We start from the raw sequence: 25297 nt of genomic DNA, 5'->3' as shown, positions 1-25297 counted from the left end.
CTCGTCGGTCTAAATATAAACAGCTTCGGGCCCGAGCGCAATGGGGCTGGACACACTTTCAAGGAGCAGCGATGACCAGAACGCGGGCGGACGACTACGAGGACAAGAAGGCCACCATCCTGGACAAGGCCGCCGCGCTGATCGCGCGCAAGGGCTTCGACCAGGCGACCATGCAGGACGTGGCGAAGGCCTGCGGCACCTCCAAGTCGCACATCTACCACTACTTCCCGAGCAAGGAAGAGCTGCTCTACGCCATCGTGCACGACCACATCACGCGCCAGGCCGAGGACCTGACGCGCATCGTGGCGCAAGCGCTGCCGGCCGAGGCGCGCTTTCAGCAGTTCGTGGAGAGCTTCATGCAGGGCGCGGCGCGCGAGCGCGACGAGCACATCATCCTGATGAACGACCTGAAGTACCTGCCGCGCACGGAGCTGCGCACCATCCGCTCGCTGGAGAGCAGCATGACCGAGCTGCTCAACGGCCTGCTGGAGGAACTCAACCCCGGCCTGATGGAAACCGCGCGCGTGCGCAAGCCCTACGCGCTGCTGCTCTTCGGCATGATGATCTGGACCTTCAGCTGGTACCGGCCATCGGGCGACATCGGCCCGAAGGAGCTGGCGGCGCGCATCTCGCACCTGTTCGTGCACGGGTTCAAGGCAGGCGACGCGGGCGCTGTGGCGCAGCGCATCAGTTCACCGACCGCTTCTTCCCTTGCCAGTAAGGCTCGCGCAGCACGTTCTTCATGATCTTGCCCGCGCCCGACAGCGGCAGGGCCTCGCGGAACACCACCTGGCGCGGGCACTTGTAGTTGGCGATGAGCGTGTGGCAGTGGTCGATGATCTCCTGCTCGCTCACGCGCTGGCCGTCCTTGAGCGCCACCACGGCCATCACCGCCTCGCCCCACTTCTCGTCGGGCACGCCGATGACGGCGCACTCGCGCACCGCCGGGTGGGCGTGCACGGCGTTCTCCACCTCGCGCGAGTAGATGTTCTCTCCCCCGCTGATGATCATGTCCTTGACGCGGTCGACGATGGTGATGAATCCATCCTCGTCCATCCAGGCGCCGTCGCCGGTGTGCATCCAGCCGTCGCGGATGGCGGCGGCCGTGGCCTCGGGCTTGTTCCAGTAGCCCAGCATCACCTGCGCGCCACGCACCGCGATCTCGCCCGGCGTGCCGCGCGGCAGCTCCTGGCCGTCGGGGTCGACGATCTTCACGTCCACGCCATAGGCCGCGCGGCCGGCGGCCTGGCGCTTGTGGGGGCCGTGCTCGCCATCGAAATGGAAACGCCAGGGCAGGCTCACCGTGAGCGCGGCCGTCTCCGTCATGCCATAGCCCTGGATGAACTCCCAGCTGGGCAGCTTGGCGATGGCCGCGGCCAGCACGGCATCGGGGATCGGCGAGGCGCCGTACTCGCAGTAGCGCACGCTGCTGAGGTCGTAGCGCTCGAAGTCCGGGTGGTTCAACATCATGTTGATCATGGTCGGCACGAACAGCACGTAGTTGACCCGGTGGGTCTGTATCGCCTCGAAGGCCAGCACCGCGTCGAATTTGGGCAGGCACACATGGGTGCCGCCGGCCAGCGTGAGCGCGAAGGCCGGGGACGCGCCGGCCAGGTGGAACAGGCCCGCCGAGTGCATGTAGCGCGTCTCGTCCGAGAAATGCAAGGTGGCGATCCAGTTGATGGACGCCGCGATGAAGTTCTTGTGCGAAAGCATCACGCCCTTGGGGTGGCCGGTGGTGCCGCCCGTGTAGTAGATGCCGCAGAGTTCGTCGTCGCGGCCGCATTCGTCGGCCATGGGCGGCGTGCGCGCGATCAGCGCCTCGTAAGCCTGCATGCCGGCGGGCGTGGGCGCATCGCCCATGTGCACCACCCGGTCCATGGGGTGGCCCTTGAGCAGTTCGGGCACCTGCGCCGCGAAGCCGTCGTCCACCACCAGGCCCGCGCAGCCCGCGTCCTGCAGGCTGTAGACGTTCTCTGGGATGGCCCAACGCGTGTTCAGCGGCACGATCACCAGGTTCGCCCAGGCGGCGGCGAAGAACAGTTCGATGTAGTTGTCGCTGTTGAACGCCAGCACGGCCAGACGGTCGCCCGGCTGCAGGCCGAGCGCGCGCAGGCCGGCGGCCAGGCGCGGCACGCGCTCGCCCACCTCGGCCCAGCTGCGCTGGCGGTCGTTGTAGAGGGTGGCCGCGAAGCGGTGGCGGGTCTGCACCGCCCGCGTGAGCGCCTGTGTCAGCTGCATGTGTGTCTCCTGCTCCCGACTTTATAGCGCCGGCTGCTTCTGCGGCAGCGGGTACTTGGGGTAACCGGCGGCCACGCCGTACTCGCTGATGCCGATGCCGGTCTCGCCATCCACGCTCACGCGAACCACGTGGTCGCCCAGGGTTCGGGCGCGTTCTCGGGTCAGCGGGTCGTCCAGGTTCCAGGCGTCGTGCGCCTCGGCGTAGGCACCCTTGTCGTCGCCGTGGTTCCAGCCGCCCCAGCCACCGTACAGCCCGCCCTTGAGGTAATAGCGCGCGGGCAGGGCCTCGACGCGGATCAGGCGCGAGCCGCCATCGGCAAAACCCAGCGTGAACTCGCCGGCGGCGATGGTCTGGCCCAGCGGGTCATCGGCCCATTGCAGCTCGTGCGCCACCGACGCGACCTCGCGGTGGCGCACGCTGCCGTCGGGCAGGCGTTGGAACTCGGCGCCCGACAGGTAGTAGGGCTGACCCGGCTCGCGCTCCTTGAGGAAGATCGACGCGCCCATGCTGGGCGTCTGGAACATGGACCAGGTCCAGAAGAACTTCTTGTGCGTCTGCATCGGGGGCGCGGCCCAGTCGGTGCGCATCTCGGAACGGATGCCCCAGGAACGGTCGCGCTGACCCCACCAGCTGGCCGGCTCGACCGCGTGGCGTTCGCCGTTCACTTGCAGCCAGCCCCGCCAGCGGCCGAACTGGGCCACGCGCGCCAGGTCTTCCTCGACCGCGCCATCGCGCTCGCGCCGGCTCTGTTTTTCCTGCGCCGCGGGAAAGCTGGCCTCGAAGTCCAGCTCGAAGGCAATGCCCGAGGCGTTGTCGCGCAGCGCCAGGCGATGCAGGCGCTGCCCCTGCGCGATGTCCAGGCGCAGCGGGCCGACCGCCAGCTCCAGCGGGTTCGCGCCCAGGCGGCGCGAGGCGCGGAAGTTGAACTGCGTGCGACCCACGGTGACACCGGCGAAGGCGTCCATGACGCCGCGGTTGGGGTAGTAACCAAAGCCGACGTCGAGGATCAGCGGGCGGCCGTCGAGCGGGTGCGCGGTGTACCACCAGCGCTCGGTGAAGCGCGGATCGCCGTGGCCGGCCTGAGCGAAGGTGCCGGGCGTCTGGTGGCCGGGCAGGTCGTCCTGGGGGGTCAGCATGGGGTTCAGTCCTTCGGTGCAGCGGCCGTCATGGCGCTGAAGTCGGTGAGGGGGATGCGCTGGCGCTCCACGCGCAGTTGCTCGCGCAGCGCCTGGCGCAGGATGGCGTCGAGTTCGGCGGCCAGCGCCGGCCCCAGCGCGGGGCCGTTCGTATCGAGCCAATCGCTGAGCTCGCGCGTGCGCGCCTGCGCGGCGTCCAGGCCGGCGGCGTCGCCACCCGCCGGCAGCACCAGGCCGGCGCGCGCGGCGCATTCGGCGAAGCGCCGATGGCCTTCGCGCAGCGCCTGGGCCTGGGCCTGCAGGGCCTGCGGGTCCCACACGGCCATGCCGGCGAGCTTGCCGAGGATGTCGTTCACGGCGGCCAGCTGGCCGCGCGCGAAGTCGCTGCTCAGCTCGGGCGCCACCGCGTCGCTGAGGGTGCGGCGCAAGGCCTCGATCAACCGTCCCAGGTCGGTGGTCATGGCGTCACCTCCGCGCCGCGCGATTCGGCGGCGGCCTCGCCGATCAGGCGATTGAGTTCCAACAGCGTGGACGCGACCTGAAAGCCCATGGAGGCCATGCGGATGTCGCGCGCGCGCCCACTCTGCACGCGCTGCGCCGCGCTCAGCAGCATGGACGCGCTCTTGAACAGGCCCAGCACCTCGTAGTAGCGCCAAGCCACTGGGTCGGGCGTGAAGCCGGCCTGGCGCGCGTAGCGCTCGACGAAGGCCTGGCGGTCCATGAGGCCGCCCACGCGACCGGTGCCGCCCGAGAACACGCGCAACGCGGCCCAGGCCAGGTCCTCGTGCGGATCGCCCGCGTGCACCAGCTCCCAGTCCAGCACGGCGGTGATGCGGCCGTCCCGCTGCAGGAAGTTGCCCACGCGGTAGTCGCCGTGCACGATGACCACGCGCGGCGCGGCGGGCGCGTGGCGCAGCAGCCAGCGCATGGCGTGGTGCAGCTGCGGCGGCGCGTGCGCGGCGTCGTCGCCGAAGCCGGCATGGCGCCACCAGTGCAGGGTCTGCTCGCGCGCCACCGTGGCGGGGTCGACCTCGCCCCACAGGCGCTTGAGCGGCGTGGCGCGCCAGTCCACGCGGTGCAGCGCGGCCAGGCCGTCGCTGAAGTCGCGCGCCAGGCTGGCGTTGTGTTGTTCGCCGCGCGCCTCGGCCGCGCCTTTCCAGGGCATGGGCGTGTCGCCGTCGACACGGCCGGTGACCAGGAAGGGCGCGCCGATGACCGAGGGGTCGTCGCTGAACGCGAACACGCGCGGCACCGGCAGCGAGGCCAGGCCTTGCAGCGCTTCCAGCGCGCGGTACTCGGGCTCGGCGCGGTAGGGCGCGAGCAGGCCGCGCGGGTCGCCGATGCGCAGGATCAGGTCCAGCGGCTCGCCCCCGTCCCCCGGCGTGGCGCGCAGGCCCAGGGTGATCCAGGAGAAACCCGCCGGAAAGCGGCGCCAGCCGTCCAGGCGCAGCGGGCGGTTCAGGGCGCGCGAGAGAAACGGCGCGAGTCGGCGCTCGAGCGTGTCCGCCGACAGGTCCAGGCTGGGCTGTTTCATCCGCCGGTGCTCTTGAACAACAGGTTGGGCAGCCACAGGCTGAGCGCGGGCACGGAGGCGATCAGCAGCACGCGCAGCAGGTCGGCCGTGATGAAGGGCAGCACGCCGCGCACGATGGACCCCATGGCGATGTCGGGCGTCACCGAGCGGATCACGAACAGGTTGACGCCGATGGGGGGCGTGATGAGGCCGATCTCCACCACCACCACGATCAGGACACCGAACCACACCGGGTCGTAGCCCAGCGCCGTGACGATGGGAAAGAAGATCGGCACCGTCAGCAGGATCATGGACAGGCTCTCGAGCACGCAGCCGAGCACCAGGTAGATCGCAATCATCGCCAGGATGACGCCGAAGGGCGACAGGCCGCTGCCCTGCACCATGGCCAGCAAGCCCTCGTGCACGCCGGTGATGTTGACGAACTCGCCGAACAGGGCCGCGCCCAGGATGATGGCGAACATCATGGCCGAGGTGCTCGCGCTGTCCACGAAGATGCCGCGGATCTGCGCCAGCGTGAGGTTGTGCCGCGTGAGCGCGAACAGCAGCGCCGCCGTGGCGCCGATGCCCGAGGCCTCGACCGAGGTGAACAGGCCGCCGTAGATGCCGCCCATGACGATGCCGAAGATCGCCACCACGGGCCACAGCGTGCGCACCAGCCCGGGCACGTCGATCGCCGGGCGCTCGCTGTTCACGGGGGCCTGCGCAGGGTCGCGCCAGACCAGGTAGCGCACCGCCAGCAGGTAGCCGACGACGGCGATGAGGCCCGGCACGATGCCGGCCGCGAACAGCTTGCCGATGTGGGTCTGCGTGGCCACGCCGTACACCACCATGATCACCGAGGGTGGGATCAGGATGCCCAGCGTGCCGCCGGCCGCCACGGCGGCCGAGGCCAACCGGTCGCCGTAGCCCAGGCGGCGCATCTCGGGAATGGCGACCTTGCCCATGGTGGCGGCCGTGGCCACGCTGGAGCCGCAGATGGCGCCGAACGCCCCGCAGGCCGCGACCGTGGCCATGGCCACGCCGCCGCGGCGCCGGCCGATCAGCGTCTGCGCGGCGCGGAACAGGTCGCCGGAGATGCCGGCGCCCGCCACCAGATTGCCCATGAGCACGAACAGCGGCAGCACGATGAGCGTGTAGACCAGGGTGCTGTCGCGCGTGATGGTGGCGGCCATGCTGAGCGCGGGCGTCCAGCCATTGAGCACCACCACGCCGCCGAAGCCCACCAGCCCGAGGGCAGTGGCGATCGGCACCTGCAGGAAGATCAGCGCGAAGGCGACCAGGAATCCAAGGGAGACCGCGAGCATCTCAAGCCCCGTGATCGGCGCAGGCCGCGTCGTCGCGCCAGGCGCCGAAGGCCTGCGCCAGGAACACCAGCGCGCTCAGGCCCGCCAGCGCCGCCATGCCCCACAGCACCCAGGCCGTGGGAATGCCAAGGATGGCCGAGGCGTCGCCATAGCCCGCAGAACGGATGGCCTGGCGGCCACAGGTCCAGGCGATGACGCCGAACAGCGCCGCGCCCACGCCGCCCGCGAGCAGGCGCTGGGCCGCGCGCGCCGCGCGCGGCAGCGGCACCAGGTCGACCACGATGTGGCCGTGCCGACGCGCCAGCACGGGATAGAACACGAACACCATCAGGCCGAGCAGCACCTCCATCACCTCCGTGCCCCAGGGCAGCGGGCTGTTGAGGAGGTTTCGGCCGGCGACGTCGATGAACACGATGGCCATGAGCGCCAGCAGGCTCAGCGTGCCCACCGCCGTCAGGGCGCGTTCGAGGCGTCCTTCCCGTGCGCGCGCCATGCCTTACTTCCCGCGCGAGGCGGCGGCCACCTCGGCGCGCAGCTCGTCCAGCAGCTTCTGCGGATCGGCCACGCCCTTTTTCTTGGCCTTCTCGATCCAGTCCTTTTCGACCGGCGCGAGCACCTTCTTCATTTCGTCCACCAGCGCGGGCGACGCGGTCTCCACGCTCTTGCCCGCCTTGCGCAGGCCGTCGAAGGCCGCGCGATCGCCCTTGGCGTAGGCGGCGCCGATCTTGGCGGCGAAGGCGTCGCCGCTGATGCGCGTGATGGCCTCCCGGTCCTCGGCGCGCAGCGACTTCCACTTGTCTTCGTTGATGCCCAGCACCAGCACGGTGTTGTAGATGGCGCCCGGCACGATGGTGGCGTAGGGCACCAGGTCGTTGAGCTTGAAGGCGGGGATGGACTCGGGTGGCATCAGCGTGCCGTCGAGCACGCCGGACGACATCAACTCGTAGGTCTCGCTCACCGGCTTGTTCACCGGCACCGCGCCCAGCAGCGTGAGCGCCTGCGTGGCGCTGGGTTGCGGGCTGCGGAACTTCAGGCCCTTGAAGTCGGCGATGCTGCGCAGCGGCCGCTTGTTGTTGAACAGCTGGCCCGGCGACACCACGTAGACCGACAGCGGGTGCACGCCCTTGAACTCGCCATAACTGGCGAGGTGCTTGCGGAAGAAGCGGTCGGCGAGGGGCGCGAGCACCTCGGGGTTGTCGCTCACGAAGGGCATCTGCAGCGCCTCGAGGATGTCGAAGCGGTTGGGCGTATAGCCCGGAATGAAGACCACCAGGTCGGCCTGGCCGTCGCGCGCCACGTCGAACTGCGCGGGCAGCGTGCCCACCACCTTGGGCAGGGTGTCGATCTTCACGCGGCCGGCGGTGACCTTCTCCACCTCGGCGATCCAGGGCTCGATCACCTCCATGCGCATGGCCTGGCCCACCGGCAGCCAGTTGGAGTACTTGATGACCGTGGTCTGGGCGGACGCGGGCGCGGCGGCCGCGAAAGCGCCGATCAGCGCCAAGGCGCCGACGAGGCGGCGGGTGCGGGAAATCATGGCGGGTCTCCTAGGTGTTGGCGGGACGGAAAACGGCGCAGGACAGCCTGCGCTGCACGGTCTCAATAATAGTCCGACGGGACGGTATATGAGAAGGGTTTGTGTGTGGTGATCACTTGGGGTTTCCCCTGTCTGTCAGACAGAAGGCGTCAAGGGCATCCCGCGCAAGGCCCGCGACCGCGCCCAACGCCTGTGGCCTCTCGGCTGCCAGCGTGCTTGGCGTGTCAGCTGCGTCGCTGGCCGACGCCCCGCCGCAGCGCACGCCGGGGCCTCGGCCCGTCCACACGCAGCAAGGCACCCCGGACCCTCACCCCGCCAACCCGCAGAAGCGGCCATGGTCATGGCCTCTCAGCACCCGGCCGCGCGCACGACACCCCGGTCGTGCAGACGCCCGAACTGCGCGGCATCGATGCCCAGCACCTGCGTGAGCACCTCCTCGGTGTGCTCGCCCAGGCGCGGCGCGGCCTGCACCGGCAGTCGCGGCACGGCGCCGAAGTCCAGCGGAATGCCCGCGGCGAGCATCTCGCCCACACCCGGTTGTTCCACCCGCTGAAACAGCGGGTTGGCCGGCGAGCATTCGGGGTCGCGCACGAGCTCGGCCACGGTCTGGTAACGGCTCCAGCACACGCCGTGCCCCTCGAAGGCTTGCGCCACCTGCGCGAACGGCCGCGCACCGATCCAGGGGCCGATCAGTTCGGCCAAGGCCTCGCGCGCCTTGAAGCGCTCGCCCTCGTGCGAGAGGTCCACCCCCAGCCGGGCGCCCAGCGCGTCCACCGCCGCGCCCAGCCCCATGGCCTCGACGAGGGAGCGCCACTGCCGGGGGGTGAGGCCCACCACCATCACGCGCTCGCCGTCCTGTGTGACGAAGTCGCGGCCGAAGGCACCGAACAGCGCGTTGCCATGGCGCTCGCGCGGCTGGCCCTGTTGCGCCTCGGCGATGAAGCCCAGGTGCTGCATCACCGCCAGCCCCACGTCCTCGAGGGCCAGCTTCACGTGCTGCCCCTGGCCGGTGCGGCGACGGTGGCGTTCGGCGGCCAGCAGGCCCACGGCCACCATCTGGCCGGTGATCAGGTCCCAGGCCGGCAGCACGTGGTTGACGGCGCCTTCGCCGTCCACAGGACCCGTCACGTAGGGCAGGCCCAGGCGCGGGTTGACGGTGTAGTCCACGGCCGAGCCGCCGTGGCGATCGCCCATCAGCGTGAGCTGGATCAGGTCCGCCCGCTTCGCCTTCAGGGCCTCGTGGTCCAGCCAGCCGCGTGGCGGGAAATTGGTGAGGAACAGTCCCGCGTCCTCGCCGGGCGCGCAGGCCAGGGCCATGGCGATCTCTCGGCCCTCGGGCGAGGCCAGGTCCAGCGCCACCGAGCGCTTGGACTTGTTGAGCCCGCACCAGAACAGGCTGGTGTTGTCCCGGGTCACGGGCCAGCGGCGGTAGTCGAGCCCGCCGCCCAGGGCGTCGATGCGGATCACGTCGGCGCCCATCTGCGCCAGCGTCATGCCGCCCAGCGGCGCGGCCACGAAGGCCGCGGCCTCTACCACGCGCAGGCCGCTCAGGATGCCCTTGGGCTGGGCCATCTCAAGCCCCCGCCGGCGCGATGCCGAGCGCGCGCTCCATGAGGCTTCGCGCCACCACCTTGAGCGCCAGCGTCTCCTCGGCGCCCTCGAAGATGGAGAGCACGCGCGCGTCGACGAAGTAGCGGCTCACCGGCGTCTCTTCGGCGTAGCCCATGCCGCCGTGCAGCTGCAGGGCCTCGCGCGTCACCAGCTCGGCCGAGCGGCAGGCCAGCAGCTTGACCAGGCTGGCTTCCATGCGGCCGTGGCCGCCGTCGACGATGCCAGCCACGGTGTAGGCCAGGCGGCGGCAGGCCGCCAGCCGCGCGCCCATGCGGGCCAGCTTGGCCTGGGTGAGCGCGAAGTCGGCCAGCGGCGCGCCGAAGACCTGGCGGTCCTGCGAGTAGCGCACGGCCGCGCGCAGGGCCGCGCGCATCACGCCGCAGGCGCGCGCCGAGGTCTGCATGCGCCCGCCCACCATGCCCGCGAGCGTGTAATAGAAGCCCTTGCCCAGGCCGGCCTCGCCGCCCACCACGTGGGCGTCGGGCACGAAGTAGTCCTGGAACGACAGATCGAAGGAGTGCATGCCGCGGTAGCCGATGGTGGGAATGGCGCGGCCCGTGAGCGTGCCGCCGCCGTCCTGTTTCACCTCGAATTGGTGCGTGTCCACCGAGGGCTTGTCGGCCAGCAGCACCGACAGGCCCTTGTGGCCCAGCGAGCGGTCGGGGTCTGTGCGCGCCACCACCATCAGCACGCCGGCCTTGCCGGCAAAGGTGCACCAGGTCTTGGCGCCGTTGAGCAGCCAGCCGCCGTCCACGCGCGTGCCCTTGAGCTGGCAGGCCGCCAGATCGGAGCCGCAGTCGGGCTCGGTCATGGCGATGGCACACAGCGGCTCGCCGGCCGCGAGCCGCGGCAACCAGTGCGCCTTCTGCCCGTCGGTGCCGCCCGCGATCAGCGCGCGCGTGAGGATCTCGGGCCGCGTGATCAGGCTGCCCGCGGCCGCCAGCGAGCCTTCGGACAAGGCCTCGGTCACCACCACCATGAGCAGGGTGTCCTCGCGGTCGTCGGGTGCGCTGCCGCCGAAGCGCTCGGGAATGGCCAGGCCGAACACACCCATCTCGCGCATGGGCTGCAGCAGCGACTCGGGCACGGTGAGGTCGTGCCGGTGGATGGCCTCGGCCTGTGGGGCCACCACCTCGGCGGCGAAGCGGCGAAAGGCGTCCTGCGCGAGCGCGTGGGCCTCGTCGAGGGCGATGTCGCCGACCAGTCCCTGGGCCTCGATCACGCCCCGGCCCGCGGCCTGCAAGGCCTCGGCGCCGCCCGCGGCGCGGCGCAGCGCACGCCACTCGGGCGCCGCGCGCAGCGCGTCCACCGCCGCCGGGTCTTCGCCGGTCTCGGCGAGCATCGCGTCCAGGCGGTCGAGCAGCGAGACCACCGCGTCCACCGTGAACACCAGCGCGAGCTGCGCGTCCAGCGGGTCGCTGGCGGGGGTGAGCGCGGCGATGGCGGTCTCGGCGGCCAGCAGCTCGGCACCGGCCCAGGCCATCTCGAAGCTGGCCACCTGCACCTCGTCCAGGCGCCGCGCACTCAGGCGGCCGTTCTCCAGGCAATGGCGCGCCAGCACCTGGACACCCGCGTCGAAGAGCGAGCGCAGCCGCGCCAGCACGGACGAGGCGTCGGCGAGTGGCCGTTGCAGGGCGTTGTTCATGTCGCGCATCATGCGGCCTGGCCCACGCCGAGCAGGCCCAGCGCCTTGTGCGCCGCCTCGCGGCCGGTGTCCACGCAGGCCTGCGTGCCGCCACCGCCGTAGTCCTTGACGGCATCGCCCACGTTCCAGAGGTTGGGCAGCGGCGTCTCCTGCGGCAGGTCGAAGCCGGCGCAGGAGCGCTGGGCCGGCCACTCGCCGCGCATCACGCGGATCGAGAGGATCTTGGCGTCGGCAAAGCCGGGGAACTCGTTGCGCAGGTCCTGCAGGCCCAGCTCGGTCTCGGCCTTCTCGTCGAAGTCGCCCAGGGCCGGCTTGGGCACCACGTAGGCCACGTACAGGTGCCAGCCCGGCGGCGCCATCTCGGGGCACATCGCCGTGAGCTCGCCCATGTTGCACAGCCGCTCGGTGTTGGCGAAGGTGATGAGGCCGGGTTGGTCGATCAGGCGCTGCCGGGTCGCGAAGTTGACCACGATGTTCGCGGCCGGGCGCAGCACGCGCCGGGCCTTGGCCACGTAGGCCTCGCCCAGCGCCGCCTCGCCGGCCAGCGCGATGGTGGCGGCCGGGCCGACGTTGCTGATGACCACCCGCGCGTCGATGCGTTTCGTCACCCCGTTGCGCTCCACGTCCACGCCCGTGGCGCGGCCGTCGCTGACGTGGATCTTGCGGACCGGCGCGTCGAGCCAGATCTCGCCGCCCTTGGCGCGGATGCCGGCGCCCAGGTCGTTCCACAGACCGATGGTGCCGCGTGGGCAGAAGCCGAAGCGCTTGAAGGCGCCCTTGAAGGCGAAGTAGGTCAGAAAGGCGCGCGCCGGCAATTCGTCGGCGTTGGCGGCCCAGATCGCCGCGCAGAAGTTGCGAAACAGCCGGTGCACCGTGGCGTTCTTGGTGAACTTCTTGAGCCAGTCCTCGGTGCTGAGGGCTTCCTCGGGCAGCTCGGCATTGCCCTTGCGCACGTCGCCGAAGCTCGCGCCGATCTTGGCCGCGGCCTTGGTGAGGCCGCCAAGGATGAGGTTCCAGCCGCCGCCCTTGCTCGGGTCGATGATCTTGCCGTCGATGCGAAACACGGTCGCGGGCTGGGGTTCGCGCACGTCCAGCGGCACGCCCAGCAGCTCGAAGGTCTGCTCGAAGCCGCTGCCGCGCTCGATGGCGATGGCGCCGCGGTTGACGATGAAGCCGTCGATCTCCTCGCTGGAGGCGCGGCCGCCGAGGCGGTCCTGCGACTCCACGATCAGCACCTTGCGGCCGGCGGCCACCAGGTGGGCGGCCGCGCTCATGCCGCCGGCGCCGGCGCCGATCACGACCACGTCGTAGGGGGGATGGGTCATCTGTTGGTCTCCTGTGGAAGTTCGTGTGCGGGCCGCTCAGCGCCAGCGCAGCGTGGCGCTCATGCCGACGAAGCCCTGGGGGTCGCTGGTCCAGAGCGCGGCGCCGTCGGCCCCGGCGTTGAGGCGGCCGTTGAGGCGCAGCGCGCCGGTGTCGAAGGCGGGGCGCTGGGCACGAAAGCCGAAGTGCGTGGGCACCGCGCCGGGCCGCTCGCGTGCGGCCAGGTCGAGCAGCAGCGTGGCCAGCAGCGGACCGTGCACCACCAGCGCGGGGTAGAACTCTTCGCGCGTCGCGTAGTCGCGGTCGTAGTGGATGCGGTGGCCGTTGTAGGTCAGCGCGGAGAAGCGGAACAGCATCACGGGGTCGGGCACGAGGTCGCGCCGCCAGTCCGCGTCGGCGGGCGCGGCCTCGCCGGGCGGCAGCGGCGCGGGCGCGGTGGGCGCTTCGCGGTAGACGATGTGCTGCCGCTCGCTGAGGCGGGGCTGGCCGTCCTGTTCCAGTTCGTGCGCCACCGTGACAAACACCAAGGCACCGGCCTTGCCCTGCTTGAGGTCCACGCTGCGCACGGTGGACGTCTTGCGTGCCACCCGGCCCAGGCGCAGCGGCTCGTGCAGCGTGAGCTCACCCGCCGCCCACATGCGGCGCGGCAGCGGCACGGGCGGCAGGAAGCCGCCGCGGCGGGGGTGGCCGTCCACGCCCGTGCCCTCGCGGCTGGGCGCGTCGAGGAAGTAAAGCCAGTGCCAGGGCAGCGGCAGGGCATCGCCTTCTTGCGGCCTGTCGCTTCGGTCCAGCAGGCCCGCCAGCGCCTGCGCCGGGAAGGGGTCCAGGTGCTGCTCGCGGGTCTCGCTGCGGCCCACCCATTGGCGCAGGTGCTCGAGGTCGACCCCGCTCATCGCTCGGCCTCCGGCGTGGTCAGCGGCAGGCCCAGGGCCACGCGGCGCTGCAGCCAGGCGCTGGGGCGGTAGCGCGGGTCGCCGGTGGCGGCCAGTTGCGCGCGCAGCACCTCCAGCAGGCGCGCCGCGCCGAGCCGGTCGCCCCAGCCCAGCGGGCCCTGCGGGTAGCCCAGGCCCAGACGCACCGCGTCCTCCAGGTCGGCCACGCTGGCGATGCCGCGCTGCGCGATGTTGGCCGCGATGTTGACGATGGTGGCCATCACGCGCTGCGCGATGAAGCCGGGGCTGTCGTTGATCAGGGTCACGGCCGTGCCGTCCTTCGCCAGCAGCGCGTGGGCCGCGTCGCGCGCGGCCGGCGAGGTCACCGCCGTCAACATCAGCGTGCGGCGCAGCGCCAGCGGCGGCAGCGGGTCCACGGCGGCGCAGCGGGTGGCGTCCAGGCCGAGCCGCAGCGCCGCGCCGGTGGCGTCCTCGCCCCAGGGCATCACGAGGCACAGGTCGGCGTTGCCCGGACCGTCGACGAGGCGCGCGCCGGCCGCCACCACGAGACCCCGCAGGCCGTCGGCGCCGCTCGCGGCCGGGTCCACCCACACCGCCAGCGCCTCGGGCAAGGGGGGCAGCGGCCGGGCCGGCGGGCGCTGCGGCTGGCCGTCCACGTAGCGGTACCAGCCCTCGCCGCTCTTGCGGCCGAACAGGCCCGCGGCCACGCGTGGCGGCACCAGGGAGGACGGCCGAAAGCGCGGCTCCTGCTGGAACTGCTCGTAGATCGAGGCCATCACGCGCGAGGACACGTCCAGGCCGGTGAGGTCCAGCAGTTCGAAGGGCCCCATGCGAAAGCCCAGGGCCTCGCGCAGCACGTCGTCCACCTCGGCCGGCGTGGCCACCCGCTCCTCGACGATGCGAAGGCCTTCGGTGTAGAGGCCACGCCCGGCGTGGTTGATGAGGAAGCCCGGCTGGTCGGCCGCGACCACCGCGCGGTGGCCCGCGCCTTCGGTGAGTTCGCTCAGGCGCCGCACCACGGCCGGCGCGGTGCGCACGGCGGCGATCACCTCGGCCACCTTCATCAGCGGCACGGGGTTGAAGAAGTGCAGGCCCGCCACGCGCTCGGGCCGCTGGCAGGCGGACGCGATCTCGGCCACGGTGAGCGACGAGGTGTTGCTCGCCAGCATGGCCTGTTCGCCGAGCAGGCCCTCGAGCTCGCGAAACAGCGCGCGCTTGACCGCCAGGTCCTCCACGATGGCCTCGATCACCAGCTCGCAGTCCGCGAGATCGGCCAGGCGGGAGCAGGCCTTCAGGCGGTGCCTCGCCCGTTCATGGTCGGCGGCCGCCATGCGCCCCTTCTCCACCGCGCGCGCGAGCATGCCGTCGACATGCTCGATGGCCTTCGTCGCCGCGCCGGGCTGCGCGTCGTGGCAATACACGGTGTGGCCGGCCTGCACGAAGAGCTGCACGATGCCGCGGCCCATGGTGCCGGCGCCGACGACGCCAATGGTGGTGGGGGGAACAGTCGCCATGGGGAATGGAACAGGTGCGCCGCGTTCAGCGGCCGTTGAACTGCGGCTTGCGCTTGTCGAGGAAGGCGCGCATGCCCTCGGTCTTGTCATCGGTGTCAAAGAGCAGCAGGAACTCTCGGTTCTCCAGCGCCAGCGCGGCGTCCAGTGGCAGGTCGGCGCCCTGGCGCAGCACGCGCTTGGTGGCTTCGATGGCCTTGGGTGGCATACGGGCCGCCTTGCGCGCGAGCTCCAGCGCGCGCGCCAGCGACTGGCCCTCGGGCGCGAGTTCGGCCACCAGCCCGAGCTGGAAGGCGCGCTCGCCCGTCAGCGGCTCGGCCGTCATGAGCATGAGGCTGGCGACCTGCTTGCCCACACTGCGCACCAGGCGCTGCGTGCCGCCGGCGCCGGGCATGATGCCCACGGCCAGTTCGGGCTGGCCCAGGCGGGCGCTGGCGTCGGCCACGATGAAGTCGCACATCAGCGCGAGTTCGCAGCCCGCGCCGAGCGCGAAGCCGCTGACCGCCGCGACCACGGGCTTGCGCGCGTTCGCCAGCGGCGCCCAGTACTGGCCGAGGTCGATGGCGGCCACGTCCTGCGCGCCCTTGTCGACCAGCAGGTTCAGATCGGCGCCGGCGGCGAACACGCTGTCGCCGCCGGTGATGACGATGGCCCGGATGGCGGCGTCGGCCTCGAGAGCGCGCACGGCGGCGGCGATGGCCGCGCGCATGCCGAGGTCGAGCGCGTTGCGCTTGTCGGGGCGGTTGAGCGTGAGCACGCCCACCGCACCTTCACGCGACAGGCGCACCGGCTCCTGGGGGGCTTCGCTCATGCGCGGTCTCCGGGGCGGTGAATGAAATCGGGGGCGCGTTTCTCGCGAAAGGCCGAGAAGCCTTCGCGGAAGTCGGCGCCCAGCAGGCAGGCGGCCTGGTCGTCCTGGTCACGCTGCAGCTCCTCGGCCAGCGTGGCGCTGGGGTGCTGCAGGCGCTGCTTCATGCGGGCGAAGGGCTCGGCGGGCAGCAGGGCCAGCTCGCCGGCCAGGGCCACGGCGCGGTCCATCACCTGCGCGTCCTCGCACAGCTCGTCGGCCAGGCCCAGGCGCAGCGCCTCTTCGCCACGCACGGGCTCACCGCCGCAGAGCAGGCGGCGCGCCACCGGCAGGCCCACGCGGCGCGGCAGGGTGAGCAGCTGGCCCCAGTCGGGCACCAGGCCGATCTTGAGGAAAGGAAAGAGCACGCGCGCCTCGCGCCCGATCACGATGCGGTCGGCCAGCAGCGACAGGCCGACGGCCGCGCCCGCGGTCACGCCCTCCATGGCGGCCACCACGGGCAGGCGCAGATCGGCCACGCGCTGGCAGACCTGCTGCACATGGCCCAGGCGAGCGCGCGCCTGCGCCTCGCTCAGGCCCAGCATGCTGGGCACGTCGCCGCCGGCGGAGAACACGCCTTGCACGCCGCCGATGACCAGGGCCCGCACCGACGCGTCCCGGACCAGGGCGTCGAGCCGATCGATGAAGCCTTGCCGCACGGCCTCGTCGATGGCGTTGCGCTGCGCCGGGCGGTTGATGCGCAGGCGCGCCACCCGCGGCGCGGGGTGGTCGAGCAGAACGACAGGCTCGCTCATGGCGCTCAGACCCCTTGCAGTCCGACGATGGAGACCGAGCACACGTTCTGCGACGGCTGGCCGCCGAGGTTGTGGATCAGGCCGGTCTTCGGGTCCGCGAGCTGGCGCGCGCCCGCGCGCCCCTGCAGCTGCAGGTAGATCTCGTAGAGCATGCGGATGCCGCTGGCGCCCACCGGGTGGCCGAAGCACTTGAGGCCGCCGTCGATCTGGCAGGGCACGCGGCCCTCGGCGTCGAAGGCGCCGTCGAGCACGTCGTACACGGCGCGGCCCTCGTCGGACAGGCCCAGGTCTTCCATGGTCACCAACTCAGTGATGGAGAAGCAATCGTGCACCTCGGTCATGCTGATCTGCTCGCGCGGGCGCTCGATGCCGGCCTCGGCGTAGGCGCGTTTCGCGGCGATGCGCGCGGTGTGCACATAGCTGCCGTCCCACTCGCTGGACTGCAGCTCCCAGCCGTTGGACACCGCGACCTGCAGGGCCTTGAAGGTGACGAGGTCGGTCTTGCCCAGGCTGCGCGCGATCTCCGGCGTGGTGACGATCACGGCGGCCGCGCCGTCGGACACGCCGCAGCAGTCGAACAGGCCCAGCGGCGCCGCGATGGTGGGCGCCTTCAGGCACTGCTCTTCGGTGATGGGCTTCTGCAAATGGGCCTTGGGGTTCTTGGCGCCGTTGGCGTGGCTCTTCACCGAGACGTGCGAGATCGCGCGCTTGAGCAAGGCCGCGTCGATACCGTGTTTGGCGCGGTAGGCGCTGGCGAGCTGCGCGAAGTTGGCCGGTGCCACCGCGTTCGGGTACCACTGCGGGATGTAGGTGCCGACGGTGGCCATGGGCAGGCCGCCGTAGCCGGTGTCCTTGAGCTTTTCCACGCCGAGCGCGAGCGCGATGTCGCAGGCGCCCGCGGCCACGGCGTACACGGCCGCGCGGATGGCCTCGGAGCCGCCGGCGCAGAAGTTCTCCACGCGCGTGATGCCGATGTTGGGCAGGCGCAGCGCGATGCCCATGGGCGTGCCGCCGCGTCCCGTGCCCACGTCGTCCATGTGGGTGGAGAACCAGGCCGCGCCGAGCTGGTCCGGCGCGATGCCGGCGTCGGCCATGGCCTCGTTGTAGGCCTCCAGCATGAGGTCCTCGGGGCTGGCGTCCCAGCGCTCGCCGAATTTGCTGCAGCCCATGCCGAGGATGGCGACCTTGTCTTTGATGCCTTGTGCCATGCGGTTCTCCTTCAGGTCTTGGACGCGCCACGCACCGGGGTGGCCTTCCAGAAATACCGCGTGAAGCCGCGGCGCTCGTCGACGTCCTTGACGCGGAACACCATCTCCATGGCGGTGCCGCTGTCCACCTCGCCCACCTCCAGATCGGTGAAGTCCATGAGGATGCGCCCGCCGCCCTCGAAGTCGATCTGGCCGTAGTGGTGCGGCGGCGCCGGGTGCCAGGACAGGTACTCGGCCGACCAGCTCAGGATGCGCGCGGGCCGGTCGGCCAGCGGGTGGGGCTTCTGCGTGTCCTGCAGGGGCCGGGCGTCGTACGTCAGGCGCGAGGGCGGAAAGTGCACGCTGCCCGTCACCTCACAGCGCCCGGCCACCAGGGCCTGCAGCGCGCGGTGGTGGCGCCAGGCGGTCGACAGCGCGGTCTTCTTGTCCTGCTCGCCGCGCATGCCGCGTTCCAGCTGCAGCTGGCCCTTGAAGGAGAGGAAGCGCGTGTAGTGGCGTTCTTCCACGCCGCGCGCCAGCCATTCGCTCACGCCGCGCGCCGGCTTGAAGCCATCGATGGCCTCGGTGACACGGAACACCAGGGCCTGCGCGCCGCTGCCGAACTGCGCCAGCACGATGCGCTGGCCGGGCCGCGCGCGCTCCAGCAGGTGGGCGAGCAGCAGCAGGCCGTGTGGCACGCCACTGTCGCCCACGCAGTCGCCCAGGTTGGGCACCACCGCCTCGGCGCGGATGCCGCAGGCCTTGGCCAGCTGCTGGTCCATCTTGGCGAAGGTGGTGGGGAAGATGAAGTGATCGACCTCGGCGGCGGCCACGCCGGCCTGGGCCAGCGCCGCCTGCACCGCGCGCGGCACCAGCTTGGCGATGCCCTCGTCGCGCACCCAGCGCTCTTCCCAGTGGTAGTCCAGGTTCTCGCCGGCGGCGCGGAAGTGGTCCACGAAATCGGCCGTGACGGTGCCCGCGCCCAGGTACTCCGCGAGCACGTTCTGCGTGCCCACCAGCAGGGCGGCGGCGGCGTCGCCGTACTCCAGCTCCTGCGCGCTGGCCGCGCGCGTGCGCCGGTTGTCGGCCGCCAGCACCAGGGTGTCGCCCCCGCCGGCCGCCACGCGCGCCACGGCCTGTGTGAAGGCCGAGAGCGCCGCGCGCTGCGTGCCGCCCAGGTCCAGGGCCTCGATGCCCTCGTCGAGATCGAGCGCACCGGCCACCACGCCGGCGTTCAGGCGCTCGGCGAAGGGCAGCGTATCGCTGGCCAGCAGCAGCGCGCGCACGGTCGAGCGCTCGCGCGCGCTGGCCGGGCCCAGGCAGTCGCGCGCGGCGGCCACGGCCAGGGTGATGCTGTCCTCGTCCCAGTGGGCGAAGGCGCGCGTGCCCTTGCGGCCACCGAACTGCGGGGCGTACCAGGCGTTGGCCTGCGCCGCCGCCTGGCGCGACAGGCGCAGGCGCGGCACGTAGCCGCCATAGGCGGTGATTCCGATCATGCTGAGGTGTCTCCGGAAGTGGCGCGCCCCAGGTGAGACGCGAGGAATCGGCCGCCCTCGTCCAGCGCGTCGCGCGCCTCGGGCAGCTCATGGGGAAATTGCTGGAACACGTGAACCATGCCGGGCCAGACCTGGCAGCGCGCCTGGCCACCGGCCGCGTTCACGCGGCGCGCGAAGGCCTCGGAATCGCTGAGCACGGTCTCGCGGTCGCCCACCTGCAGCAGCAGGGGGGGCAGCGCGGCCAGGGCCTGCTCGTCGGCGTAGAGCGGCGAGACCAGCGGGTCGCGCGGATCGCCGTCGGGGCCGAGGGCGTTGCGCGCCATCGCCAGGATCATGGGGCGCTGGTGGATGGGGTCGGCGCTGGCGCGGGTCTCGTAGCTCTCGCCGGTGGCGGCGAGGTCGGTCCAGGCCGACAGGAGCAAGGCCGCGGCCGGCAGGGCGTCGCCCCGGCCGTGCAGCGCCAGCAGCGCGCCCAGGGCCAGGCCGCCGCCCGCCGAGTCGCCCGCGAGCGCGGTGTCGCGCGCCGCGAAGCCCTGGCCGCGCAGCCACTGCAGCACGGCCAGCGCGTCCTGCAACGGCGCCGGGTGGCGGTGCTCGGGCGCGAGGCGGTAGTCCACGCCCAGCACGCGCGCGCCAGCGGCGGCCGACAGGCGCGCCATCAGCTCGCGGTGCGAGCGCAGCGAGCCCACCTGGAAACCGCCGCCGTGGAAATAGACGATGGCGCGGTCGGTGCGCGCGCCGGGCGCGGTGATCCAGGCGCAGGGCACGCCGCCCGCGATCAGCGGCTCGAACGCGGCCTCGCCGGTGGCGTCGAAGAGCCGGTCCCAGTCGGCGCGCATCTGCGCCACGGGGGTGTCGCGGCGCCAGCGGCCATAGACCGCTCTCACGCGGGCCATGACGGTCTCGACCGACGACGGCGACGAGGTCCGATCCGGCGCCGGGGCGCTCGCAGCCGGACCGGTCCCCCCGGCGGTCGGCGACCCGCGCCGCGGCTCAGCGTGGGGGTCCTGTGTCATGCGCCGCACCCCATGCCACCCGAGACGCCCAGCACCTCGCCGGTGACATAGGCCGCGCCCTCGGAGGCGAGGAACGCCACGGCCGAGGCCACCTCCTCGGTGCTGCCCAGCCGGCCCGCGAGCGTGGCCTGGGTCATGCCCTCCATGAGCTTGTCGCCACCCTGCGCCACGGCCTGGCGCAGCAGCGGCGTGTCGATCGGCCCCGGCGCCACCACATTGGCCGTGATGCCCTTGCGGCCGTTCTCGCGCGCGATGGAGCGCGTGAAGGCGATCACCCCGCCCTTGGCCGCCGCGTACACCGAACCGCCGCGCGAGCCCAGCCGGCCCGCTTCCGAAGCCACGTTGACGATGCGCCCGAAGCCACGCGCCTGCATGCCCGGCAGCACCGCGTGCGTGGTGTTGAGCACGGCCTCCAGGTTCACCGCCAGCAGGCGGCGCCAGTCGGCCGGCGTGGTGTTCGTGAAGAAGGCGTGCTGGTCCACGCCCGCGTTGTTCACCAGCACATCGAAGGGGCCCTGTTCGGCCACCACCGCGTGCACGCGATCGAAATCGCAGACGTCCAGCGCCACGGCGCGGGCGCCGATCGCTTGCGCGAGGCGCTGGGCGGCCTCGGCCTGCCGGTCGGCGATGAGCACGTCCAGGCCATCGGCCGCGAGGCGGCGCGCGATGGCCTCGCCAATGCCGCTGGCGCCCCCGGTGACCAGTGCGCGCCGTCGCGCGGTCTTGTCGGCCGCCATTCAGCGCCCCGTGAAACGCGGCGCGCGTTTCTCGATCACCGCCGACAAGCCCTCGCGCGCGTCGGCCATGCCGGACAGCAGGGCCTGGATGTGGTTTTCCTCGGGCATGGCCGCTTCCACGCCCTGGCCGATGCCGTTCCACAGCAGGCGCTTGGTATTGGCCAGCGCGGCCGGCGCACCGGCCGCGAGCTGGCGCGCGAGCGACCAGGCCTCGTCCATCAAGCGCTCGTCGGCCACCACGCGCGTGACCAGGCCCATGTCCTTGGCCTCGGCCGCCGTGATCGTGGGGTTGAGCATCAGGATCTCCATGGCGCGGCGAAAGCCCACGAGCTGCGTGAGCGTGACCGACACGCCGGCGTCGGGCACCATGGCCACGCGCGTGGCGCCGGCCAGGAAGCGCGTGGACTCGCCGGCCACCACGAAGTCGGACGAGCACACCAGGCCCATGCCGCCGCCGCCGGCCGCGAAGCCCTGCACCGCCGCCACCACCGGCGGGTTCAGCCGGATCAGGGCGGCCGTGGCGAGTTGCAGCAGCGCCGTCGCGACGCGGATGTAGTCGGGCAACGCCTCGCCTTTCGAAAGAAAGGTGTGCACGTCGCCGCCGGCGCAGAAGTGCTGGCCCTCGCCCGTCAGCAGCACGGCACGCACGCGGCCTTCGCCGTGGATGCGCAGCACCGCTTCGTGCAGCGCGCGCAGCAGCTCGACGTTCAGGCCGTTGGCGGCCTCGGGCCGCGCCAGCCGCAGGTGGGCCACGCCATCGGCGTGCAGGTCCAGGCGCACCGGGCCCTCGCCCACCAGCACCTCGGGACTCGTTGGCTTGCTCATGCAGTGTCTCCGTTTGGCGGCGTCAGATCAGGAAGGCCATCGAGTACAGCGCGTCCTGGTTGTTCACCAGGTTCACCGTCTTGCGCGCCATGCGCAGCTGGCCATCCATGCGGCGCAGGCGGTACTCGGTGCGCGCGGCCCAGAGCATGTCGCCACGCGTCTGGTTCTCGAAGATCAGCACGTTGCTGCCCACGCTGAGTTCGCGGCCATCGTCCTCCAGCACCTCGATGTTGGAGATCAGGCGGCGCAGGCGCGACTGCGGCGTCTGGCTGAAGCGCTTGCCGGTGTGGAACTGGCGGATGCGCAGCGCGATGCGCGAGCGGTTGTCGTAGATGATGGACATCACCTTCTCGGGGTCGCCACCGTCGCCGTTCGCGGGCACCCAGTACACGCCATCGTCGGTCCACAGCGACTCCCAGTCGTCGTAGCGGTGCTCGTCCTGCAGGCGCGCTTCGCGGTAGACGAACTGCGTGACGTCTTCCAGCGTGGCGCGTTGTTCGGTCGTCATGGGCATCACGCGGCCTCCATGGTGGCGCGGTAGTGCCGCCAGATGCCACGGCTGGGCACCTCGTCCGTGTTGTCGCCGATCAGGAAGCCGTCGGCGTCGCGGCGCTCGCGGTGCTTGCCCCGGCCCAGGAACAGCCACTCGGGATTGCGCATCCGCACCCCCATCTGGGTGCGCTCGTACATCTCGGCGTCGTCGGCCAGCAGGAAACCCGCCGGGCCCACCGATCCCATGGTCTGCTGGCGCATGCGCCGGTTCAGGTCGGGCGCGCCCTTGAACTGCAGCGCGGTCACGTGCTGCACGGTCTCGTCCACCGACAGCGGCTGGATCACGAAGATCTGGATCTCCGCGATGAACAGGTTCGGGTAGATCATGATGTGCGGCGTGCCGTCGATCATGATCTTGCGCGCCCGCTCCTCGCCATAGGCGGCGTTCATCTTCGCCGTGTAGTCGGGCAGCTTGTCGGCCGTGGTGCCGAACCAGGACAGCGGCACGTCGCGCTTTCGGAACTCCGGGCGCAGGTCGTTCTCGGTGTGGCCGTTGCCGAAGTCGCGCGACACCGCCGTGGACTCGGCGCTGTAGAGCGAGCCGATGCCACTCTGAGCCACCTCGAAGATGGAGGCGTGCACGAAGGACGGGTGGTAGCCGTCGGTCTCGTTCTCGACCAGGAACTTCCAGTTGGCCTTGACCTTGTGCTTGAGGAAGCCTGCGGTGATCTCCACCTCGCCCTCGGGCGAGGTCTCGCACAGCGCGTCGATGGACTTCATGGCCGCGCCCAGGTGTTCCTCCAGGCTGGGGCCTTCGGCCGCCATGGAGCCGAAGACGAAGCCGCGGTAGCTGGCCACGCGCGCGACCTTGCCCAGACCGTAGTCGCCCCGGTCCACGCCCTCGTAGCCCGAGGGAAAGGGCCAGCCCTTGAGCGCGCCGTCGTTGGCGAAGGTCCAGCCGTGGTAGGGGCAGGTGAAGGAACGCGCGTTGCCCTGCTCGGTCATGCACACGCGGTTGCCTCGGTGGGGGCAGCGGTTGTGCAGCAGGTGGATCGTGCCGTGGCGGTCGCGCGTCATGATGACCGGCTCGGGACCGATGGACTTCATGACATAGTCGTTGGCGTTCGGCACCTCGCTCTCATGCCCCACGTAGACCCAGGTGCGGAACCAGATCTTCTGCAGTTCGGCCTGGTAGATCGCGGGGTCGGTGTACAGCGAGCCGTGCACGTGCTCGTCGCGCACGAGCTGGTCCCAGCGCGGCTCGGCGGCGGGCGCGCTGGCGATGGGAATCACGGGGGCGCAGTGGTCCAATTCGGGGTCCTCCGTTGGGGATGGAATGTGTGTTGTCCGGTGCGTCGGTTGGTGGAATAATAGTCCGACGAGACGGACTATGTCAAACCGCCATCTCGGGGTTTTCACCAAGGACGATTCACCCATGCCCACCGTTGTTTTCATCGACCCCCACGGCAGCGAGCACGCGGTCGAGGCCCCCGATGGCCGCAGCCTCATGCAGGTCGCGATCGACCACGCCGTGCCCGGCATCCTGGGCGATTGCGGCGGCGTGTGCAGCTGCGCCACCTGCCATGGCTACGTGGACCCGGCCTTCCTCGACCAGTTGCCCCCGCGCTCGGAGACCGAGGTCTTCATGCTCGAAGGCGTGCCCGACCTGCGCGGCAACAGCCGCCTGTGCTGCCAGATCCGCATGCAGCCCGCGCTGGCGGGCATGCGCATCCAGCTGCCGGACGAGCAGGTCTGATGCACGGCATCGCCCTCGCCCGCAGCCTCCTGTTTCTGCCCGCCGACCGGCTGGAGCGCCTGCCCAAGGCGCTCGCCAGCGGCGCGCACGCGCTGGTCCTCGACCTGGAGGACGCGGTGGCGCCCGAGCGCAAGGCCGGCGCGCGCGAGGCGCTGGCGCGCCTGTGGCCCACGCTGGGCGCCAGCGTTCGCTCGCGCCTGCTGGTGCGGCTCAATGCCTCGGCCACGCCCTGGCACGCGGACGACGCGGCCCTGCTCGGCGGGCTGCAGGGCCTGGGCGCCGCCATGCCGGCCAAGGTGGAAAGCCCTTCGGACCTGCGGCGCCTGTTCGCCGCCTTTCCCGCGCGGCGCTGGCTGCCGCTGATCGAATCGGCCGAAGGCCTGGGCCAGATCGACGCCATCGCGCGCGTGCCCGGCGTGCTGCGCCTGGCCTTCGGCCACCTCGACTTCCAGGCCGACCTGGGCATGGCCTGCGACGGCGACGAGGCCGAACTGGCGCCGGTGCGCTTCGCCTTCGTGCAGGCCTCGCGCCGCGCCGGCCTGGCGCCGCCCGTGGACGGCGTGACCACCGCGTTGCAGGACACCGAGCGCCTGGGCGCCGATGCACGCCGCGCGCGCCGCTTCGGTTTCGGCGCCAAGCTGTGCATACACCCGGCCCAGGTCGCGCCGGTCAACGCGGCCCTGGGCCCCAGCGAGGAACAGAGCGCCTGGGCGCGGCGCGTACTGGTGGCCGCCGCCGCGCACGGCGAAGGGGCCTTCCGGTTCGAGGGCGCCATGGTGGACGCCCCGGTGCTGGCGCGCGCGCGCCGCTTCGCCCAAGACCACAACCCGAAGGAGAACGCATGAAGATTCTGGTGCCCGTGAAACGGGTGGTCGACTACAACGTCAAGGTCCGCGTGAAAAGCGATGGCAGCGGCGTCGACATTGCGAACGTGAAGATGTCGATGAACCCGTTCGACGAGATCGCGGTGGAAGAGGCGGTGCGCCTGAAGGAAAAGGGCGTGGTCAGCGAAGTGATCGCCGTCTCCTGCGGCGTGAGCCAGTGCCAGGAGACGCTGCGCACGGCCATGGCCATTGGCGCCGACCGCGCCATCCTGGTGGAAACCGCTGAAGAGCTGCAGCCGCTGGCGGTGGCCAAGCTGCTCAAGGCCCTGGTGGACAAGGAACAGCCGGGCCTGGTGATCCTGGGCAAGCAGGCCATCGACGACGACTGCAACCAGACGGGCCAGATGCTGGCCGCACTGGCCGGCCTGCCGCAGGCGACCTTTGCTTCGAAGGTCGAGATCGAGGGTGACAAGGCCAAGGTCACGCGCGAAGTCGACGGCGGCCTGGAGACGCTCTCCATCAGCACCCCGGCCGTCATCACCACGGACCTGCGGCTGAACGAGCCGCGCTACGTGACGCTGCCCAACATCATGAAGGCCAAGAAGAAGCCGCTGGAGACGGTGAAG

Annotated in this window: 25 protein-coding genes; 4 read left to right on the top strand and 21 right to left on the bottom strand. The window is 71.5% G+C overall.

The window, feature by feature from the left end:
- Positions 1 to 71: 71 nt before the first annotated feature.
- The gene (locus tag DY262_RS16345; protein WP_116960174.1) at positions 72 to 746 is read left to right on the top strand and encodes a TetR/AcrR family transcriptional regulator; all 675 of its coding nucleotides are present in this window, start codon (positions 72 to 74) and stop codon (positions 744 to 746) included.
- Here DY262_RS16345 and DY262_RS16340 read toward each other — a convergent pair.
- The 21 genes from DY262_RS16340 to DY262_RS16240 all read right to left on the bottom strand — a co-directional run bounded on the left by DY262_RS16340 (position 688) and on the right by DY262_RS16240 (position 23402).
- Positions 688 to 2241, bottom strand: a complete 1554-nt coding sequence (locus DY262_RS16340; RefSeq protein WP_116960173.1) for an acyl-CoA synthetase — start codon at positions 2239 to 2241, stop codon at positions 688 to 690. The two genes, DY262_RS16345 and DY262_RS16340, sit on opposite strands and share 59 nt — an antisense overlap.
- Before the next feature lie 21 nt (positions 2242 to 2262).
- Entirely contained in the window at positions 2263 to 3378 is a 1116-nt protein-coding gene (locus DY262_RS16335) for an Rv3169 family protein (RefSeq protein ID WP_116960172.1), read from the bottom strand.
- 5 nt (positions 3379 to 3383) lie between these two features.
- On the bottom strand, positions 3384 to 3839 hold the full coding sequence (locus tag DY262_RS16330; RefSeq protein ID WP_116960171.1) for a hypothetical protein: 456 nt from the start codon (positions 3837 to 3839) through the stop codon (positions 3384 to 3386).
- The gene (locus DY262_RS16325; RefSeq protein ID WP_116960170.1) at positions 3836 to 4912 is read right to left on the bottom strand and encodes a phosphotransferase family protein; all 1077 of its coding nucleotides are present in this window, start codon (positions 4910 to 4912) and stop codon (positions 3836 to 3838) included. Before DY262_RS16325 ends, DY262_RS16330 begins: the two co-directional genes overlap by 4 nt.
- Positions 4909 to 6216 (bottom strand): TRAP transporter large permease, encoded by a 1308-nt coding sequence (locus tag DY262_RS16320; protein WP_116960169.1) that lies wholly within the window; start codon positions 6214 to 6216, stop codon positions 4909 to 4911. Before DY262_RS16320 ends, DY262_RS16325 begins: the two co-directional genes overlap by 4 nt.
- Before the next feature lies 1 nt (position 6217).
- Entirely contained in the window at positions 6218 to 6709 is a 492-nt protein-coding gene (locus DY262_RS16315; RefSeq protein ID WP_116960168.1) for a TRAP transporter small permease, read from the bottom strand.
- 3 nt (positions 6710 to 6712) lie between these two features.
- Positions 6713 to 7753 (bottom strand): TRAP transporter substrate-binding protein, encoded by a 1041-nt coding sequence (locus DY262_RS16310; protein WP_116960167.1) that lies wholly within the window; start codon positions 7751 to 7753, stop codon positions 6713 to 6715.
- Positions 7754 to 8101: 348 nt separating this feature from the next.
- Positions 8102 to 9325 carry a CoA transferase gene (locus DY262_RS16305; protein ID WP_116960166.1) on the bottom strand — a complete coding sequence of 408 codons (1224 nt, stop codon included), beginning with the start codon at positions 9323 to 9325 and terminating at the stop codon, positions 8102 to 8104.
- A 1-nt stretch (position 9326) separates the two neighbouring features.
- Complete coding sequence (locus DY262_RS16300; RefSeq protein ID WP_245981053.1) at positions 9327 to 11009, bottom strand: acyl-CoA dehydrogenase family protein; 1683 nt, start codon at positions 11007 to 11009, stop codon at positions 9327 to 9329.
- Between the two features lie 8 nt (positions 11010 to 11017).
- Positions 11018 to 12334 carry a phytoene desaturase family protein gene (locus tag DY262_RS16295; RefSeq protein WP_116960165.1) on the bottom strand — a complete coding sequence of 439 codons (1317 nt, stop codon included), beginning with the start codon at positions 12332 to 12334 and terminating at the stop codon, positions 11018 to 11020.
- Between the two features lie 36 nt (positions 12335 to 12370).
- On the bottom strand, positions 12371 to 13225 hold the full coding sequence (locus DY262_RS16290; RefSeq protein WP_116960164.1) for an HTD2 family dehydratase: 855 nt from the start codon (positions 13223 to 13225) through the stop codon (positions 12371 to 12373).
- The gene (locus DY262_RS16285; RefSeq protein WP_116960163.1) at positions 13222 to 14739 is read right to left on the bottom strand and encodes a 3-hydroxyacyl-CoA dehydrogenase; all 1518 of its coding nucleotides are present in this window, start codon (positions 14737 to 14739) and stop codon (positions 13222 to 13224) included. Before DY262_RS16285 ends, DY262_RS16290 begins: the two co-directional genes overlap by 4 nt.
- 25 nt (positions 14740 to 14764) lie before the next feature.
- Positions 14765 to 15547, bottom strand: coding sequence for an enoyl-CoA hydratase-related protein (locus DY262_RS16280; RefSeq protein WP_116960162.1), 783 nt, complete (start codon positions 15545 to 15547; stop codon positions 14765 to 14767).
- Positions 15544 to 16338: an enoyl-CoA hydratase/isomerase family protein gene (locus DY262_RS16275; protein ID WP_116960161.1), complete on the bottom strand. Its 795-nt coding sequence runs from the start codon at positions 16336 to 16338 to the stop codon at positions 15544 to 15546. The genes DY262_RS16280 and DY262_RS16275 overlap by 4 nt, the downstream gene beginning before the upstream one ends.
- A 5-nt stretch (positions 16339 to 16343) precedes the next feature.
- The gene (locus DY262_RS16270) at positions 16344 to 17546 is read right to left on the bottom strand and encodes an acetyl-CoA acetyltransferase (protein WP_116960160.1); all 1203 of its coding nucleotides are present in this window, start codon (positions 17544 to 17546) and stop codon (positions 16344 to 16346) included.
- 11 nt (positions 17547 to 17557) lie between these two features.
- Positions 17558 to 19021, bottom strand: a complete 1464-nt coding sequence (locus tag DY262_RS16265; protein WP_116960159.1) for a 3-oxoacyl-[acyl-carrier-protein] synthase III C-terminal domain-containing protein — start codon at positions 19019 to 19021, stop codon at positions 17558 to 17560.
- Entirely contained in the window at positions 19018 to 19917 is a 900-nt protein-coding gene (locus DY262_RS16260; RefSeq protein ID WP_116960158.1) for an alpha/beta hydrolase fold domain-containing protein, read from the bottom strand. The genes DY262_RS16265 and DY262_RS16260 overlap by 4 nt, the downstream gene beginning before the upstream one ends.
- Before the next feature lie 116 nt (positions 19918 to 20033).
- Positions 20034 to 20774, bottom strand: coding sequence for an SDR family NAD(P)-dependent oxidoreductase (locus DY262_RS16255; protein WP_116960157.1), 741 nt, complete (start codon positions 20772 to 20774; stop codon positions 20034 to 20036).
- Positions 20775 to 21599 carry an enoyl-CoA hydratase/isomerase family protein gene (locus DY262_RS16250; RefSeq protein ID WP_116960156.1) on the bottom strand — a complete coding sequence of 275 codons (825 nt, stop codon included), beginning with the start codon at positions 21597 to 21599 and terminating at the stop codon, positions 20775 to 20777.
- Positions 21600 to 21621: 22 nt separating this feature from the next.
- Positions 21622 to 22113, bottom strand: coding sequence for an aromatic-ring-hydroxylating dioxygenase subunit beta (locus tag DY262_RS16245; protein WP_116960155.1), 492 nt, complete (start codon positions 22111 to 22113; stop codon positions 21622 to 21624).
- The gene (locus DY262_RS16240) at positions 22113 to 23402 is read right to left on the bottom strand and encodes an aromatic ring-hydroxylating oxygenase subunit alpha (protein WP_116960154.1); all 1290 of its coding nucleotides are present in this window, start codon (positions 23400 to 23402) and stop codon (positions 22113 to 22115) included. The genes DY262_RS16245 and DY262_RS16240 overlap by 1 nt, the downstream gene beginning before the upstream one ends.
- Before the next feature lie 124 nt (positions 23403 to 23526).
- Between DY262_RS16240 and DY262_RS16235 the strand changes: the two genes are divergently transcribed.
- The 3 genes from DY262_RS16235 to DY262_RS16225 form a co-directional block, all read left to right on the top strand.
- Complete coding sequence (locus DY262_RS16235; RefSeq protein ID WP_116960153.1) at positions 23527 to 23847, top strand: 2Fe-2S iron-sulfur cluster-binding protein; 321 nt, start codon at positions 23527 to 23529, stop codon at positions 23845 to 23847.
- Positions 23847 to 24692, top strand: coding sequence for an HpcH/HpaI aldolase/citrate lyase family protein (locus DY262_RS16230; protein ID WP_116960152.1), 846 nt, complete (start codon positions 23847 to 23849; stop codon positions 24690 to 24692). Before DY262_RS16235 ends, DY262_RS16230 begins: the two co-directional genes overlap by 1 nt.
- Positions 24689 to 25297 (top strand): electron transfer flavoprotein subunit beta/FixA family protein (locus tag DY262_RS16225; protein ID WP_147326253.1); only part of this gene is annotated, 609 nt, incomplete at its 3' end. The genes DY262_RS16230 and DY262_RS16225, both read left to right, overlap by 4 nt.

It is taken from the genome of Hydrogenophaga borbori, from assembly GCF_003417535.1.
GTDB classification, from domain to species: domain Bacteria; phylum Pseudomonadota; class Gammaproteobacteria; order Burkholderiales; family Burkholderiaceae_C; genus Hydrogenophaga; species Hydrogenophaga borbori.
This window is presented reverse-complemented; position numbering and strand designations above follow the sequence as displayed.